The organism is Xanthomonas sp. NCPPB 2933 (genome assembly GCF_056725225.1).
Genome location: NZ_CM161518.1, coordinates 167,791 through 184,105, shown reverse-complemented (window position 1 = coordinate 184,105; position 16,315 = coordinate 167,791). Strand labels below are relative to the sequence as shown.

Sequence of the window (16,315 nt, the reverse complement as noted above, 5' to 3'; positions counted from 1 at the left end):
CTTCAGCGCACGGGCGCGAACGAACAGCGATCACCATCGATTTCCTGCCGGGCCGCCTGTGCTATTTTTTGCGCCTGCCGTGCCGTGCCTGGCTGCGCCTGTTGGCGATCGTCGAGGTCCCTTCCAGCTGTGCGACCGGTATCCGAGCGATGTCTCTTCGAAGCGAGCGCGTCACGCAGCTGAGCTCCGTCCCACGGTTTCGGCTTGGGCCGTTGCTGGTGGAGCCGGAACGGCTTGCGCTGATCGACGACGGCCAGACCATCACGCTGGAACCGCGCATGATGGAAGTGCTGATCGCGTTGGCCGAGCGCGCAGGCGAGGTCATCAGCGCCGAGCAGTTGCTGATCGAGGTGTGGCACGGCAGCTTTTACGGCGACAACCCGGTGCACAAGACCATCGCCCAACTGCGCCGCAAGCTCGGCGACGACAGCCGCCAGCCGCGCTACATCGAAACCATCCGCAAGCGCGGTTACCGGCTGCTGCCGAAGGTGATCTTTCCCGAGGATTACCGCGGTGCGGTGATCGGCACGCAAGTATGGGGACACGGCAACCCGTATGTGGGGCTGCAGGCGTTCGACCCCGCGCACGCCGCGGTGTTTTTCGGCCGTAGCCATGCGATTGCGCAGGTGCTGGGCGCGCTGCGCGCGCAATTGCACAGCCAACGCGGGCTGGTGCTGGTGAGCGGTGCCAGCGGCTGCGGCAAGACCTCGTTGTTGCGGGCGGGCGTGGTGCCATTGCTGTCGCAGCCCGGCGGCCTGGATGGTCTGGAAGCGGTGGCGGTGGCGTATTGCAACCTGGCGCAATGCCGCGGCGGCGATGTCCTCGACACGCTGGCACGTGCACTTGGCGACTGGGCACCGGGCGGGCGCGCGGTGTTTTCGCCAGCGCAGATGGCGCTGCTGCCCGATTGGTTGCAACGCCCTGCACCACTGCATGCGGCCATCGGCGAGGCGATGCGCCAGAGCGCCCCGGCGCGCGACAGCCTGCAGACCCAACGCCATCTGCTGTTGGTGATCGACCATGCCGAAGCGATGGTGGCCACCCCCGGTATCACCGATGCCGACCGCGCCGCATTGGCTGCCGCCTTGCAGTCGCTGTGCAGCAGCGCGCAGGTGGCGGTGTTGATGCTCACCCGTAGCGACTTTTATCCGCGCCTGATCGATGCCTTGCCGCAGATCGTGGAGCTCAAACGTGGCGACGGGCATGTGGATCTGCTGCCGCCGCGCGATGGCGAAATCGGCCAGATCATTCGCGTGCCCGCGGCGATGGCCGGGCTGCGCTTCGAAGAAGACCGCGACAGCGTCAGCCGCCTGGACGATGTACTGCGCGACGCCACCGCGCGCCAGCCCGATGCCTTGCCGTTGCTGCAGCACTTGTTGCATGCACTGCACGCGCAACGCAGCGACGATGGGCTGCTGACCTTTGCGGCCTACCGCGCACTGGGTGGGCTGGAAGGCGCGTTGGCACACCATGCCGAACAGACCTTTCGTGCCTTGCCGCCCACCGCGCAGGCCGCGCTGGGCGAGGTGCTGACGTTGCTGAGCGTGATCCATCCCGACAGCGATGCAGTGACCGCGCGGCGTGCGTTGTGGTCGGCATTGCCCCAGAACAGCGCCGCACGCGTGCTGGTGGATGCCTTCGTGCATGCGCGGTTGTTCGTCAGCGAACTGGTCGCAGGCGAGCCGGGGTTTGCGGTTGCGCATGAAGCCTTGCTGCGGCAATGGCCGCGCGCGGCCGAGTGGATCCATGAAAACCGCCGCCTGCTGCAGGCCCACAAACGCCTGCAACTGGCCGCACAGCGCTGGGCCGCCGAAGGCCGGCGCACCGATCATCTGCTCAACAGCGGGCGCCCGTTGAGCGAAGCACGCGAGGCGGCGCGGCGCATGCCGCAGGAGTTGGGCGCGGTGGATCACGCGTTCCTGCATGCCTGCGAGCGCTCGCAGCGGCAACGCCGCGGGATGTATGCGGCGGCGGCGACGTTGCTGGTGGTGCTGGCAAGCGCCTCGATGCTGCTGGGCTGGCAAGCGCGGCAGGCGCAACAAGTGGCCGAGCAACGCCGCGATCAGGCGCAGCAACTGGTGGGCTACATGCTGGGCGATCTGGCCGAGCAATTGCGCACCGTGGGCAACCTCAAACTGCTCGATAGCGTGGGCAGCCGCGCGCTGCGCTATCTGGAAGACCTGCCCAACGCCAGCATGCAGCCCGGCGATCTGATCAACCACGCACGCGCCCTGCGCACCACCGGCGAAGTGCTGATGAATCAGGGCAAATTGGACGAGGCGCATGCGGCATTCACGCGTGCCGCTGCCACGGCCGAGCAGGCACGTGTGCGTGCGCCCGCGTCGTTGGAGGCGCACGCCGAAACCGGACAAACCGCGTATTGGCTGGGGGATCTTGCCTACAAAGGCAAGCAGTTGGCGCTGGCGCACCGGTATTGGTCGCAGTATCTGGCGGCCTGCGAATGGCTGGTGCGCACCGCGCCGCAGGATCCGCGCTGGCAACTGGAGCTGTCCTACGCACTCAACAACCTTGGCACGCTGGCCAAGGAGCAAGGCCAGACCAACGCCGCGATCGGTTTCTTCGCGCGCTCGATCGCACTCAAACGCCAGTTGCTGGCACGCACGCCGGACAACGCATCGCTGCGCTACGAACTGGTCGACAGCTTGTCCTGGCTCAGTCTGACCCAGGAAATGCAGGGTTTGCTGGCACCTGCCGAGCAGGGCTATCGCGAGCAGATCGCCATGCTGGGCGTATTGGTCGAACAAGATCCCGACGCGCATGCCTGGCGGCGGCGTCTGGCCGGATCGCTGATCCGCACCTCCAACCTGGCACTGGCGCGCGGCCATCTGGTGCAGGCGCAGGCCGATGCGCAGGACAGCGTGCGCATGCTGCAGGCACTGGTGGCGTTGCAACCGGACAATGTCGCCTGGCGCCGCGATCTGGCCCACGCCGACGCACAGGTCGGCTGGATGGCCGCTCTGGACGGGCATCCCGATCTGGCCGAGCGCCACCTCGACCGGGCCCGCCAGACCATGGCCGATGTGCTGAAACAGGCGCAACCGTTGCCGGAATGGCAATGGCTGGACGCCATCATCGCGCTGCGCTTGCAGCGGGTGCACACCGCCCGCTCGGACACGAATGCCGACAACCTTGCACCGATCGTTGCGCAGCTGGATGCGTTGCATCGCGCCAGGCCCGACGATCTGCTCGGCCTGTCGGCCCTGGCCCAGGCGCTGGTCTGGCACGGCGAACAGCAGGCCGCTGCCGGCGACAGCGCCGGTGCACGCGCGGCGTGGCAACGCGCGGTGGCGGTGCTGGGCAGGGACATCGCCAACAGCCGCGACAAGAACCTGCTCGACCCCTGGATTCGCGCGCAGGTGCACCTGGGCCAACGCAGCGCCGTTACGCAACAGCTCGGATGGCTGTATCACGCGGGCTACCGCCACCCGGGATTCGTCTCCCTCTATGCCCCGCTATTCAAGGAACAGGACAAGTCATGACGGAATCGAATGAGAACGCGAGCATCATCATCACTCTCACCGTGGCGCGTGTGGATTTTGGCGGCAACACCGGGAAAGGCGAGTATTTCTACAGCTTCTCGCCGGACCTGCTGCTGGTAGGCAAGGGGCAACAAGATGTGACCTTGGTCTACCGTTTCGATGTAGACGTGCCCTATCAGTTTCGCATTCGCAGTCTGCTGAGTTCGGACGCGCACGACCAGCTCGAGGAGCCGAAGATCGCCGACGATGGGCGCAGCGTGTCGGTCGTCAATCGCAATAACAAGGCGACGCTGATTTTCTTGACCGTGATCATCGAAGACGAGAAGCGCAAACTCTTGTTCAGCTGCGACCCGCAGGTCGGCAACGATCCGCAAATCTCACCGCAATAATCCCACGCCGGCATCTGCCTGGCGGTTCGCCGCCAGGCAGTCAGCGTGCTGGACCAGGCAGTTGGGCCTTGCCCCACGACGACGCCGGCCGCCAGGTCGCAAGCGGACTGGATAACGGCAGGCGCTCAGCCCAGACAGTCACGCCGCCGTGGTTGGGTGCTTGCCGGTGCGTCTGTCAGTGCGGTGCCGCATTCCGACTGTCGCATTCGACTTCGGCAGCTGCGCGCCGTCATCCCCGATCAGAAAGATTGCTGAAAGCCACGTTGATCTGGCTGCGTATTGCCAGCCCGCTGGGCATGCGGTCGCGGTCGCGGTCGTTACGGCCAGCTCCGCGCCCTGCCCCTTGCAGACACGCCAGGCCCTGTGCGCAACCCCGCTGATCGGAGTAGGCGGCCGCGCTATCGCATGCTCCGGCCGCGGGTCCCTGCACTGCCAGATCACAGCGACCCACGGCCACCCGCAGGTCACGCTCGGCCGTGGCGGGTTGGGTCAACAGCGCAGCACGGGTCCAGCTACCCGGCAATTCGGGCTGGGTAGGTGCCGTCCAGGCACTGGTGGACAGCACGACGATCAACACGAACAGGTATCGGACCAGGCGCATGACGGACTCCGCGGCAGACCGGAGCGCGGCGCGTCCCCGAGCGGCGTTGGTGGCCGCCAGACGACCTTCGCGCCTGGCCGCTGGTGCGACCTGACGGCAACCTTACGGTTGTTGGCCGACTCTGCCGAAGTTGGGAAATCCTTTATGAAACAACGTTATGCAATCTGGTGGGATAGCGTGATGCAAAGTGGTGGCGGTGTGTCTGAGCATTGACCTGACCATTGCGTGCGACGGTGACAGTCTCGTAGAGCTCCGCCTTTTGGCCGAGGCGAATGGGCTAGCGCCACCATCGACGAAGGCGAATCTTGGGGACTAGAGGCGAGGAGGCAGATGCCAAGCCATCCCGGCTGGTCACAGCCGGCTGACCACGTGCAGTTCCTTCTCCCACCGGGAGAAGGTGCCCCGTAGGGGCGGATGAGGGTACGGGCGAAGCCTCGTGTCATCTCATTCCACGTGTGGCTTCGCCCCGTACCCTCACCCCAACCCCTCTCCCGGAGGGAGAGGGGCTTCCGGCCTCCGGCTTCCGATTTGCAGCTCGACTTCGACGCCGGTCTCAACCTTACCAGCGCCCGCTCCAGCCCCGCTCTTACGACTCCCTAATCCCTAATCCCTAATCCCTAATCCCCATTCCCGATTTCCAATCCCGATTCTCCAATCCTCAAATCACCCGCAACGTGATCGCCTTCAACACCGCGCGTGTGCGGTCGCGGGTACCGAGCTTTTCCAGGATGGTGGAGACGTAGTTCTTCACCGTGCCCTCGGCCAGGAACAGGGTGCGGGCGATCTCCTTGTTGGAGTAACCACCGGCGAGCAGGCGCAGTATCGCCACCTCGCGCTCGCTGAAGGTCTCGCGCGGGGGCTGCTGGTCGCGGAACTGGTAGCGCGCGCGCACCGGGTCGGTGCTGACCGGCTGCAGCAGGGTCTCGCCGTTGGCCACCCGTTCGATCGCCTCGCGCAGGTCTTCCGGGGCGGCGTCCTTGAGCAGGAAGCCCTGCGCGCCGGCCTCGGTCGCGCGTAGCAGCAGGTCGCTGTCGTCGAAGGTGGTGAGCAGCAGCACCGGCGTGCGGTCGCCACGGTCGCGCAATTGCTGCAGCGCCTGGATACCATCCAGGCCGGGCATGCGGATGTCGCTGAGCACCACGTCCACCGTGTTGATGACGAGCGCGTCCAGCAGGCCCTGGCCGTCGTCGGCCTCGCAGACCACCTCCACGCCCTGTTGCTGCAACAGCGCGCGCAATCCGGCGCGGACCAGCACCTGGTCGTCGGCCAATGCGATACGGCGCGTGCTCATGCCGGCAACCTCGCGGTCAACTGCATACCGCCGTGCGCGGCGCGGCCGAGCTGCAGTTGACCATGCAAGGCCGCCAGCCGCTCGCGCATGCCGGCGATGCCGTTGCCCTCGCGGATCTGCTCGGCGCAGTGGCCATCGTCCTGGATGTCGATGTGCAGCTGGCCGTCATGGGTGTGCAGCGACACCTGCACGGTGTCGGCCTCGCCATGGCGCGCGGCATTGGTCAGCGCTTCCTGTACCAGCCGCAGCAGGGCTTCGGCGATTTGCGGGTCGCTCACGCGTACGGCCGGGTCGATCTGCACCTGCAGCACCGGTTTGGGAAATGGCGCGGCCAGGGCATGCAGCGCGGTGTGCAGATCCAGCCCGGCATCGTCGCGCAACGACTGCACCACGCTGCGGATGTCGCCCAGCAACTCACGCGCAAGGCCTTCCAGCATCGCCAGCTCCTGGCGCGGCGCCAGCATGGGGTCGGCACGCAGCAAGCGCAGATGGATGCTCATCGCGGTGAGTTTGTGCCCGGCCACGTCGTGCAACTCGCGCGCCAGGCGCAGGCGCTCGGCATCGCGCGCGCTGTCGGCCAGCAGCGCGCGCGTTGCCAGCAGATCGGCATTGACGTAGGCCAGCGCATCGCGGGCACGCTCGGCACTGCGCGCGTAATGCGCGGTGAGCGCGGCGAAGGCCTGGAAGCCGGCGTAGATGCTGACGATCAACAAGGCGCGATCGAACCCGGCCTGCACTAGCAGCGCATACATGCCGGCGTTCAACGCCAGCGCCAACAGCAGCACGCGCAACGGCGGCCAGGTCATCCCCGCCTGCGCCACCAACATGACCAGCAGCACCGGGGCAGTGCCGGCGCGCGGCTCCATCCAGACCAGCAGCAACGCCATGACCGCTTGCAGCAGCGTTGCGGCAGTGCGCAACGCATGCAGCGACGGCAACACGGTGTGCAGCAGAAATAACGCGGTGAAGCCGGCCAGCACGCCCCAGCGCCAGGCGCCGTGCGCTGACGCATCGGGCATAAACGACAACGCCACCGCCGCAATGGTGAACGCGCCGGCCAGGCGCAGGGGATGCAAAAGATGCGGCAGGGATGAGTTCATGCGGCGATGCTGACGGCCGCGCGGCCACTCGGCAATGGTGCGCATGCAGAAAGTGACTTCCGGCAGGTGGGATCGATGACCTGCGGCCCCTGTCGTCGTGGCGGTGCGTGCGCACACTGGCATGACCAACCACCCACCCCATCGCCACGGAGTCACGCCATGTCTGCTTCCAGTCTGTTTCTTGCGCTCAATCTGATCTGGGGCGGCTACGAACTGCTGCTCAGCCGTCGCCGCCGCGCCAGCGATGGGGGCGCGCACGATCAAGGCACGCTGCAACACCTGTGGCGCGTGCTGTCTGCAGCGGTGGCGGTGGCGGTGGTGCTGGCCTACAGCGGCCTGGCCCATTGGCCGCAGGGCTGGGCCGCGCCGCTGCAGTGGGCCGGCTGCGCCTTGATCGGCAGCGGGCTGGCGTTGCGCGTGTGGGCCATCCAGGTGCTGGCACGCTGGTTCACGGTGGATGTGACCATCCAGCCCGATCATCAGCTGGTACGCAGCGGCCCGTATCGCTGGCTACGCCATCCCTCCTACACCGGCGCGCTGCTGGCCTTTTACGGGCTGGCGCTGGGCATGGGCAATGCGTTGTCGGTGGCGGCGATCGTGGTGCCGGTGACCTGGGTCTTCCTGCACCGCATCCGGATCGAAGAAGCCGCCTTGCGGCGCGCGTTTCCGGTTGCGTACCCGGCGTATGCGGCGCAGAGCCGGCGCCTGCTGCCGCTGGTGTGGTGAGGGTTGAGAAGGCAGCAGTCTGGCGCCTGCGATGAGGAGCGCTTCGCCTGCTTGCACACGGGTTCGGCCCACGTGGCATGCATGCAGACGTGTTGCCGCACTGTGGTCAGCCACGCGTGGGGCGATCTGCGACGGCCACCGCCGCCGGGTCGAGGCGCTGCGTACCATCGCCCCCAACGCGTCGCATCCCCACCCGTGTCAGGAGACTTGCATGCTTGCCCGCACCTACGTCGTTGTCGCACTCGCCGGCCTGCTCGGCAGCGCCGGCATCCAGGCCGCCGATCTGGACGTGGGCGTGAGCGGCCTGCGTTCGCAACAAGGCAAGTTGCGCATTGCGGTGATCGCCTCACCCGCGCAGCTGGAGAGCGCACAGCCGCCGGTGCAGGCGCAAACGGTGCCGATCACCAGCGCTACGCCGCACATTCAGTTCAAGAACCTGGCCCCCGGCCGCTACGCGGTGATGATCAATCACGACGAAAATAGCAATGGCAAGCTGGACACCAATTTGATCGGCATGCCGGTGGAAGGCTACGGCTTCAGCAACAACCCTACCGGCATGCGCAAGCCCAGCTTTGACGAGATCGTGTTCGATCTGCCCGCTGCCGGCAAACGTATCAGCGTGCAGATGCGCTGACCTTTCCACGTTTCCTCAAGGAGCCGTGCATGCATCGCCGTCGTTTTCTGCAGTCCTTGCTGACAGCCACCGGCAGTGCTGCGCTTGGCGGTTGGGCGCTGCGCAGCTTGCCGGCGCAGGCCGCCGAAGCGGCGCTGTTTCATGAGCAACTGCAACGCACGCCGTGGTTGCTGGGCTGGCGCAGCGTCACCCAGGCGCGCCTGGGCCCCACCCGCGTGGCGTTGCAGGGAACGCTGCCCGAGGGTCTGGCCGGCAGCTTGTATCGCAACGGCCCGGCCTGGACCGAGCGCGCCGGCTTCCGTTACGACCACTGGTTCGACGGCGACGGCATGGTGCACCGCTGGCGACTGGATGGCCGCCAGGTGCAGCACCACGCGCGCATGGTGGGCACCCACAAATTCACCCAGGAACAGCAGGCCGGCCGCTTCCTCTACCGTGCGGCCGGCACCGCGGTGCCGGACCAGCAGCCGGCGCGCAACAACGACGACGTCAACACCGCCAACACCTCGGTGGCGATGCTCAACGGCCGCCTGTTCGCGTTGTGGGAGGCAGGCTCGGCGATCGAGCTGGATCCGGATGCGCTGGGCACGCTCGGCCCGGTGACCTGGCGCGACGACCTGGCCGCGATGCCGTTCTCGGCGCATCCGCTGGTCGACCGCGATGGCAGCGCCTGGAACTTCGGCTCGATCGGCGTGATCGGCGCCACCGGCGTGCTGATCTGGCACATCGGCGCCGATGCGGTGCTGCGCAGCGCGCAACTGCTGCAGACCGACACGCCTGGCTACCTGCACAGCTTTGCGATGACGCAGCGGCATCTGATCTTCGTGCTGGCGCCCTACCGCCGGCTGGATGGCGAGGGCCCGTTCTTCGAGCAGATGCGCTTCACCCCTGACGCCGCGTGCCGGATTGCGGTGGTGCCCAAGGATGCGCTGGACCAACCGCGCTGGTTCGAAGCCGACTTCGCGGTGGCCTATCACTTCGCCGATGCCTACGAACACCGCAACCGTATCGTGGCGCGCGCGCTGGTCCACACCGACCCGGAGGAGGCGCGCTCGCCATTGCGGGCGGCAATGCACGGCGACCCGGCGGCCACGCCCTCACCGGTGCAGCTGCGCAGCCTGCACCTGGATCTACGCAACGGCCGCGCGCACTGGCAGGCGCATGCGGTGGACAACCTGGAGCTGCCGACCTTCGATGCGCGCACGCCGGGTACGCGCGGCGCGCGGCTGTATGCGCCGTGCATCGACGGGCCGAACGCATCGCCGTTTCTCAACGCGGTGGCCAGTTACGATCTGGACCGCGACCGCCGCCAGGTGCACCGTTACGGGCCGGACATGCTGGCCGAAGAACACGTGTTCGTGCCGCGCCCCGGCAGCGAGCGTCCCGACGACGGTTGGCTGGTCGGCACCGTGCTGGACACCACCCGTGCGCGCACCGGCCTGATGGTGCTGGATGCAGGCCACGTGGATGCCGGGCCGATCGCACAGGCCTGGTTGCCGTATGCGGTGCCGCTGGGATTTCACGGGCACTTTGCCGCTACCGGGTGAGTCGGTGCGCCGTTTTCCGTGATGCGGCGAACTGAGCTGGCGCCTGTTATCGCTTTGCCCGCAGCCGCAATGCGTGCACTGCTGGCGCAGTACGCCGACTTGCCGCATTCGTCCATCTCGCCAGTCACCCGGCATCGGCCTGCCGCTGCGCCAGGCACGCTGTAGCGCGGTCCACCCACCACACCGATGGTCTTACACTCAGCGGCTACCCCGCAGCTGCCGTGCGTCTTCGATGATCATTTCTGCCGCTTCCGATTACCGCGCCGCCGCGCAGGCGCGCTTGCCGCCGTTCCTGTTTCACTACATCGATGGCGGCGCGTATGCCGAGCACACCTTGCGGCGCAATGTCGCCGATCTGGCCGATGTCGCGCTGCGCCAACGGGTGCTGCGCAATATGTCCGACCTGAGCCTGAGCACCGAGCTGTTCGGCGAGACCCTGGCGATGCCGGTGGCGTTGGCGCCGGTGGGGCTGACCGGCATGTACGCGCGGCGTGGTGAAGTACAGGCGGCACGTGCGGCGGCGGCGCGCGGGATCCCGTTTACGTTGTCCACGGTGTCGGTGTGCCCGATCGAAGAGGTGGCGCCGGCGATCGAGCGGCCGATGTGGTTCCAGCTCTACGTGCTCAAGGACCGTGGCTTCATGCGCAATGCGCTGGAGCGCGCCAAGGCAGCTGGCGTCACCACGCTGGTGTTCACCGTGGACATGCCCACGCCGGGCGCGCGTTACCGCGATGCGCACTCGGGCATGAGCGGGCCCAACGCAGCGCTGCGGCGCATGCTGCAGGCGGTGACGCATCCGCGCTGGGCCTGGGATGTGGGCTTGCTCGGCAAGCCGCACGATCTGGGCAATATCTCGGCGTATCGCGGCAGCCCGACCGGCCTGCAGGATTACATCGGCTGGCTGGGCGCCAATTTCGACCCGTCGATCTCGTGGAAGGACCTGGAATGGATCCGCGAGTTCTGGACCGGGCCGATGGTGATCAAGGGCATCCTGGACCCGGACGATGCGCGCGATGCGGTGCGCTTCGGGGCCGACGGCATCGTGGTGTCCAACCATGGTGGGCGCCAGCTCGACGGGGTGCTGTCCAGCGCGCGGGCGTTGCCGGCGATTGCCGATGCGGTGAAAGGTGAGCTGAAGATCCTCGCCGACTCGGGCATCCGCAGCGGGCTGGATGTGGTGCGCATGCTGGCGCTGGGCGCCGATGCGGTGCTATTGGGGCGTGCGTTCGTCTACGCGCTGGCAGCCGGTGGCCAGGCCGGTGTGGAGAATCTGCTGACCCTGATCGAACGCGAGATGCGCGTGGCAATGACCTTGACCGGCACGCGGTCGATTGCCGAGATCAGTGGCGATGCGTTGAGCCGGGTGACGCGGGAGAGTGCGGTTTCGCTTTGACGGGATTCGGGATTCGGGATGCGTCGGTTGCAGAGCGGATGATCTGCGGTTTGGCTGCAGGGCCCTTGCCCGCCCACCATCGCAGGACACGCCGCAAGTACGTCCCTGTAGGCTCTTACGCGGCATCCATGCCGCGTAAGGTCCCGCGACGGTGGGCGGGCAAGGACCCGTCGAGATGGTCGGTGCGCACGGTCAAGAGCAGTGCGGGATGTGCATTTTGGATAATGGCGTATCAACCCAATGCCGATGCACCTGGCGCGAAAGCAGCTTTTCACGCGACCACCGACCAACTTCCTGGTGCGGTGTCCTCATCGATTGCGGGACCGTGTGGCGGCATGGATGCCGCCACCGAGCCTACATGGACGTACTTGCGGCGTGTCCCGCGAGCGGTGAGGGTACCGCGCGCTCGACCAACCAGGCTTTTGACCTGAGCTTCCGACTAAGAGCGCCCAACAAAACGTAGCGAGCGGTCGTCAGGTGGGTGCGGACGGCGCGCTCAGAACCGGAGGGTACGAGTGGTGCATGCCGATTCCGAGCACCCGCCGCGCAGTATGTTTGTTGGCGGCTCTTAGTTCTTATCGTCGCCGGTGGGCAAGTATTGCCGCAACGCCAGCACCGATGCCCATGGATCTGCGCGTTGACGCTTGGCACGTTGCAATGCCTTGTCCATCGGAAACGCATCCGGGCCGCTAATCTTGCCGAGTTCTTCCCAGCGCAGCGGTACGGCGACGGTGGCTTTTTCGCGAGCACGCAGCGACCACGAACACACGCTGGTATTGCCGCGCCCATTGCGCAGCCAGTCGACGAAGATCACGCCGTGGCGTTTGGCCTTGCTCATGGTCGCCACGTAGCGGTCCGGCGTGTGCGTTGCCAGTGCTTGTGCAAACGCTTCGCAGAAATTGCGCGCCTGCTCCCAGCCCACCTCCGGCACGATCGGCACCACCACGTGCAGGCCCTTGCCGCCGGACAGGCGCACCGCGCTTTCCAGCCCTGCGCTGCGCAGCTTGGCGCGGATATCGCGCGCGGCAGCCACCACGTCGGCCCAGGACACCCCGTCGCCGGGGTCCAGGTCGAACACCAGGCGATCCGGATGCTCCGGGTCGTCCACCTGCGCACCCCAGGGATGCAACTCGAGCGTGTTCATCTGCACCAGCTCGAGCAGGCCGGCGGCATCTTCGACGTAGATGTAATCCTCGGTGCCGCTTTTTTGCTTTAGCGGGATCGCCTTGATATGCGCGCCCAGATGGCGACCTTCGTGCTTCTGGAAGAAGCACTCGCCGCCGGCGCCGTCGGGGCAACGCAACAGCGACAACGGGCGGCGGGCGATCTCCGCCAGCACCAGCGGCGCCACTGCGCGGTAGTAGTCAGCCACATCGCCCTTGATGATGCCCGTTGCGGGAAACACCACGCGCTCGGGATGAGTGATGGTGATGCCGTCTGTGGGCGTGGATGTGGACTCAGTGGACCTGGACGCTGCGGATTTCGACGCCCTGGATCCGGGCACTGCAGTTTTCGATATGGCGGTCGTCTTCGATGCCGTCGAACGCACGCGTTTGCTGGCAGTCCTGGTGGATGCTTCCACTGTCGTTTTGGTTGCTCTTTTCGTCGCCGTCTTGCGCGCAGGCGCAATGGCCGTCGCCGCACTGCCACTTTTGCTCGCAGCACGCGGCTTGCCCGGCGCGGCGCGATCGCCGCCCAACTCGCTCATGGGTTTGTCCTCACGCAAACGCTTGAACGCGGCTTGCCGCAGCAGCCCTTCCTTGGCCCAACCGCGAAAGGCCACCTCGGCGATCAACACCGGACGCACCCAATGCACATCGCGTGGCCGCCCCGGGATATGCGTGGGCAATTCCAGCGTGGCGGTGTCGCTATGCAGCGCCTGCAACAGTGTGGTGATCTTGCCGAGCAAGGCATCATCGAAACCGGTGCCCACACGCCCGACATAGCGCAGCGTCTTGCCGTCGCGTTGCGCCATCAGCAATGCGCCAAAGCCGCTGCGCGCGCCCTTGGGGTCGGTGTAGCCCACCACCACGAACTCGTCGCTGTCTGCGTGCTTGGTCTTGACCCAATCGGCGCTGCGTCCTTCGCGATAAGGGGCGTCGGCGAGCTTACTGACGATGCCTTCCCAGCCGGTGCCGGCACTGGCCGCGAACACTTCCGGTCCGTGGCCGATCACATGGTCGCTAAATGCCAGCGTGCCCGGTTGATCGCCCAGCAACTCGCACAGCAATTGCTTGCGTTGCAGCAACGGGGTGCCGCGCAGATCCACCCCGGCGACCCCGAGCAGGTCGAACACGATATAGCGCAGCGGCTGCGTGACGCTGCCATCGAGCGCGCGTTGCAGCGCCGAGAAATCGCTGCGCCCTTGCGCGTCCAGCACCACCAGCTCGCCATCCAGGCGCGCATCGCGCACTGGCAATGCCTGCAACGCGCGCACCACGTCCGGAAAGCGCTGCGTCCAGGCCTGGTCGTTGCGTGAGCGCAACTGCACGTTGCCATCGACCAGATCGGCCAGCAGGCGATAGCCATCCCACTTGATCTCGTGCAACCAGCGATCGCCCTCCGGCGCCTGCTCGCGCAGCAGGGTCAGCTGCGCGCGCAGCTCGGTTGGGCATGGCGCATCTCGCGCGCCGTCCAGCGCCAGGGCGCGGGTACGCCACTGTTTGGATTCTGCACGCCCTGAGCGCACACGTTTGCTTGTCACTTTCGATGTCTCGGCGATTGCTTCTGACTGCACACGTTGCGCACGGCTAGCCTTGCCGCGCGTTGTCACCGACGCTGTCTTGGCACGCGTTGCCGAAGTTGCCACACCCGATGCACCGGCGGCCTGCTGCGCCACCAGTGCATCGGCATCCAGATCGGCCGCATAGGCATCGATGCGCTTGAACAACAGCCACTGCGGTTTGCCGCCGCGCATTTGCGTGCGCACCAACGCAAAGCCACCGCGCAGCAGCGTGCCCTGCAACTCGAATTCCAGCTTGCCCGCCTCCAGCGCCGCCAACGCATCGCCTTCGCAGTGCCAATGGCCGTGGTCGAAGACATCCACATGCCCGGCACCGTAATGCCCTTGCGGGATATCACCTTCGAAGCTGGCGTACGACAACGGATGATCTTCCACCTGAACCGCAAGGCGTTTTTCGCCAACGCGCAACGACGGACCCTTCGGCACTGCCCAACTCTTGAGCACGCCATCGGCTTCCAGACGGAAGTCGTAATGGCGCGAGCTGGCGTGGTGCAGCTGCACGACGAAGATCGGTTGTGTGTTGGCGCGCGCAGACGTCTCGCCGGCCGGTTCCGGTGTCTGGTCGAAGCGGCGCTTGGCGTTGTAGTCGTGCAGTGACATGGACTGGGCCTATCCGGCCTTGCGGCGCGGGGGCGCTTTCGCGGCCGCTGTTTTGGTCGGCTTGCTCGCGGTCTTTTTGGTGGCCTTCTTGGCCACCTTCTTAGTTGCGGTTTTCTTGGCAGGCGCTGCTGCCGGCGCACTGCTTTTCTTGGCAGGCGTGCGCGTATTGGCTTGCAGGCTCTTCTGCAGCAGCGACATGAAATCGACCACGTTGGTGGTGGCGTCTTCGTGCTGCGGCGGCTCGATGTCCACCTTGGTAGTGCCGCCCTTTTCCTGGATGCGCTTGCGCAGCAGCTGCTCCAGCTTGCCGCGGAATTCGTCGTGGTAATCCTCCGGCTGCCAGGTGCCGGACATCGACTCGATCAGCTGTTTGGCCATCTCCTGTTCCTTGGGCGTGATGCGGTATTCGCCCACCGCGCCGGCCGGCAGCTTGAAGTCCTGCGGGTCCACCACTTCCTGCTGATAGCGCAGCAGCAGCAGAATCAACGCATCGCCCTGCGGCATCACCGCCGCCAGGTATTCGCGGGTACGGATGACCACTTTTGCGATGCCCACCTTGCCGGTGTCGCGTAGCGTTTCGCGCAGCAACACATAGCCTTTTTCGGCTTTCTTGCCGGGCACCAGGATGTAGGGCTTTTCGAAATAGCGCGGGTCGATGTCGGCGGCGTCGACAAAGGTCTCCACCTCTACCGTTTCATGGCTTTCCGGCGAGGCCGAGCGGATGTCCTGCTCCTCGACGATGACATAGCTGCCCTTGTCGTACTCGAACGCCTTGACGATCTCCTTCCACGGCACCTCGTCGCCGGTGTCGGCATTGACGCGCTCGAAGCGGATCGGCTTCTTGTCACGCGAATCGAGCATGCGGAAATGCAGATCCACCTTGCGCTCGCCCGACATCAGCGACACCGGCACATTGAGCAAGCCGAACGAGAGGGTTCCGGTCCAGATCGGTCGTGCCATCGGCGTGTGACTCCGGGTACTGTTGGGGTAGCACATAGCTGTAACGCTGGCGCCGTGATCCATGCGTGAGCCATCCGCATGGCGCGACTGCATGCTCTTCACCCTGCGCGCGGTGAACTGCGCGTCCATCTGGAATCTCAGGAGAACGCCATGTCCCGCGACCCACTGCGCGAGCAACCAGCCCAACCCGGCGAACAGCACGGCAAGCGCGATGCCGAACATTACGAGGACCGCGGTGCAGGCGATGCGCCAGACAAGCTGATTCCGGCCGATGGCGACACCCCGGCCAAGAAGCCGGGCACCGCTCCGTCGGCCGCGACAGACCACTGAAAACACCTAACTGCAACAACGCGCAGGCGTGCCAGCCGCGCTGATCAGCCCTACGCCCGACCTGCCTCCTGCAGGCGGGCGAACTCGTCATCGGCAAACAGACGCGAGCGCACCAGAAAGCGTACGCCCTCGCCGTTTTCCAGCGAGAACATGCCGCCGCGCCCCGGCACCACATCGATGATCAATTGGGTGTGCTTCCAGTACTCGAACTGCGAGGCGCTGATATAGAACGGCGCACCGCCGATCTCGCCCAGCAGCACATCGCGATCGCCGACGATGAAATCGCCCACCGGAAAGCACATCGGCGAAGACCCATCGCAGCAGCCGCCGGATTGATGGAACAGCAATTCGCCATGCCGCGCGCGCAAGGTATCGATCAACTGCAACGCCGCCAAGGTGGCCATGACCTGCAGCGGCATCTCCGATTGCGTGGTGGATTGCGTAGTGTGGTGCATCGTCGGCCTCCTGCAGCCACATCAGGCCGCCCTGTCAGGCACGATA

Annotated in this window: 13 protein-coding genes and 1 other RNA gene; 7 read left to right on the top strand and 7 right to left on the bottom strand. The window is 66.1% G+C overall.

Going from position 1 to position 16,315, the window contains the following annotated elements; genetic code table 11:
* The first annotated feature begins 149 nt into the window (after positions 1–149).
* Both AC1PLU_RS00735 and AC1PLU_RS00730 read left to right on the top strand, forming a co-directional pair.
* Positions 150–3,500 (top strand): nSTAND1 domain-containing NTPase, encoded by a 3,351-nt coding sequence (locus AC1PLU_RS00735; protein WP_481107406.1) that lies wholly within the window; start codon positions 150–152, stop codon positions 3,498–3,500.
* On the top strand, positions 3,497–3,889 hold the full coding sequence (locus AC1PLU_RS00730) for a hypothetical protein (RefSeq protein WP_104551557.1): 393 nt from the start codon (positions 3,497–3,499) through the stop codon (positions 3,887–3,889). Before AC1PLU_RS00735 ends, AC1PLU_RS00730 begins: the two co-directional genes overlap by 4 nt.
* Positions 3,890–4,118: 229 nt before the next feature.
* Here the strand turns inward: AC1PLU_RS00730 and AC1PLU_RS00725 are convergent, their stop codons facing one another.
* The 3 genes from AC1PLU_RS00725 to AC1PLU_RS00715 all read right to left on the bottom strand — a co-directional run bounded on the left by AC1PLU_RS00725 (position 4,119) and on the right by AC1PLU_RS00715 (position 7,004).
* Positions 4,119–4,490 carry a hypothetical protein gene (locus AC1PLU_RS00725; RefSeq protein WP_481107405.1) on the bottom strand — a complete coding sequence of 124 codons (372 nt, stop codon included), beginning with the start codon at positions 4,488–4,490 and terminating at the stop codon, positions 4,119–4,121.
* Between the two features lie 658 nt (positions 4,491–5,148).
* Entirely contained in the window at positions 5,149–5,781 is a 633-nt protein-coding gene (locus tag AC1PLU_RS00720) for a response regulator transcription factor (RefSeq protein ID WP_481107404.1), read from the bottom strand.
* Complete coding sequence (locus tag AC1PLU_RS00715; protein WP_481107403.1) at positions 5,778–7,004, bottom strand: sensor histidine kinase; 1,227 nt, start codon at positions 7,002–7,004, stop codon at positions 5,778–5,780. The genes AC1PLU_RS00720 and AC1PLU_RS00715 overlap by 4 nt, the downstream gene beginning before the upstream one ends.
* 36 nt (positions 7,005–7,040) lie before the next feature.
* On the opposite strand from AC1PLU_RS00715, the gene AC1PLU_RS00710 reads away from it, so the two are divergent.
* From AC1PLU_RS00710 to lldD, 4 genes are all read left to right on the top strand, one after another.
* Positions 7,041–7,607 (top strand): methyltransferase family protein, encoded by a 567-nt coding sequence (locus AC1PLU_RS00710; protein WP_481107402.1) that lies wholly within the window; start codon positions 7,041–7,043, stop codon positions 7,605–7,607.
* A gap of 211 nt (positions 7,608–7,818) precedes the next feature.
* Positions 7,819–8,241, top strand: coding sequence for a DUF2141 domain-containing protein (locus tag AC1PLU_RS00705; protein ID WP_481107401.1), 423 nt, complete (start codon positions 7,819–7,821; stop codon positions 8,239–8,241).
* A gap of 29 nt (positions 8,242–8,270) precedes the next feature.
* Positions 8,271–9,788 (top strand): carotenoid oxygenase family protein, encoded by a 1,518-nt coding sequence (locus AC1PLU_RS00700; RefSeq protein ID WP_481107400.1) that lies wholly within the window; start codon positions 8,271–8,273, stop codon positions 9,786–9,788.
* Between the two features lie 232 nt (positions 9,789–10,020).
* On the top strand, positions 10,021–11,181 hold the full coding sequence (gene lldD / locus AC1PLU_RS00695; protein ID WP_481107399.1) for an FMN-dependent L-lactate dehydrogenase LldD: 1,161 nt from the start codon (positions 10,021–10,023) through the stop codon (positions 11,179–11,181).
* Positions 11,182–11,628: 447 nt separating this feature from the next.
* Here lldD and AC1PLU_RS00690 read toward each other — a convergent pair.
* From AC1PLU_RS00690 to ku, 3 genes are all read right to left on the bottom strand, one after another.
* Positions 11,629–11,705: non-coding RNA, sX9 sRNA (locus AC1PLU_RS00690), on the bottom strand.
* A 44-nt stretch (positions 11,706–11,749) separates the two neighbouring features.
* The gene (ligD, locus tag AC1PLU_RS00685; RefSeq protein WP_481107398.1) at positions 11,750–14,524 is read right to left on the bottom strand and encodes a DNA ligase D; all 2,775 of its coding nucleotides are present in this window, start codon (positions 14,522–14,524) and stop codon (positions 11,750–11,752) included.
* Positions 14,525–14,533: 9 nt separating this feature from the next.
* Entirely contained in the window at positions 14,534–15,484 is a 951-nt protein-coding gene (gene ku / locus AC1PLU_RS00680; protein WP_481093951.1) for a non-homologous end joining protein Ku, read from the bottom strand.
* Between the two features lie 150 nt (positions 15,485–15,634).
* On the opposite strand from ku, the gene AC1PLU_RS00675 reads away from it, so the two are divergent.
* The gene (locus AC1PLU_RS00675) at positions 15,635–15,814 is read left to right on the top strand and encodes a hypothetical protein (protein ID WP_481093952.1); all 180 of its coding nucleotides are present in this window, start codon (positions 15,635–15,637) and stop codon (positions 15,812–15,814) included.
* A gap of 50 nt (positions 15,815–15,864) precedes the next feature.
* Here AC1PLU_RS00675 and AC1PLU_RS00670 read toward each other — a convergent pair whose 3' ends face one another.
* Positions 15,865–16,269, bottom strand: a complete 405-nt coding sequence (locus tag AC1PLU_RS00670) for a DUF779 domain-containing protein (RefSeq protein ID WP_481093953.1) — start codon at positions 16,267–16,269, stop codon at positions 15,865–15,867.
* Positions 16,270–16,315 lie beyond the last annotated feature (46 nt).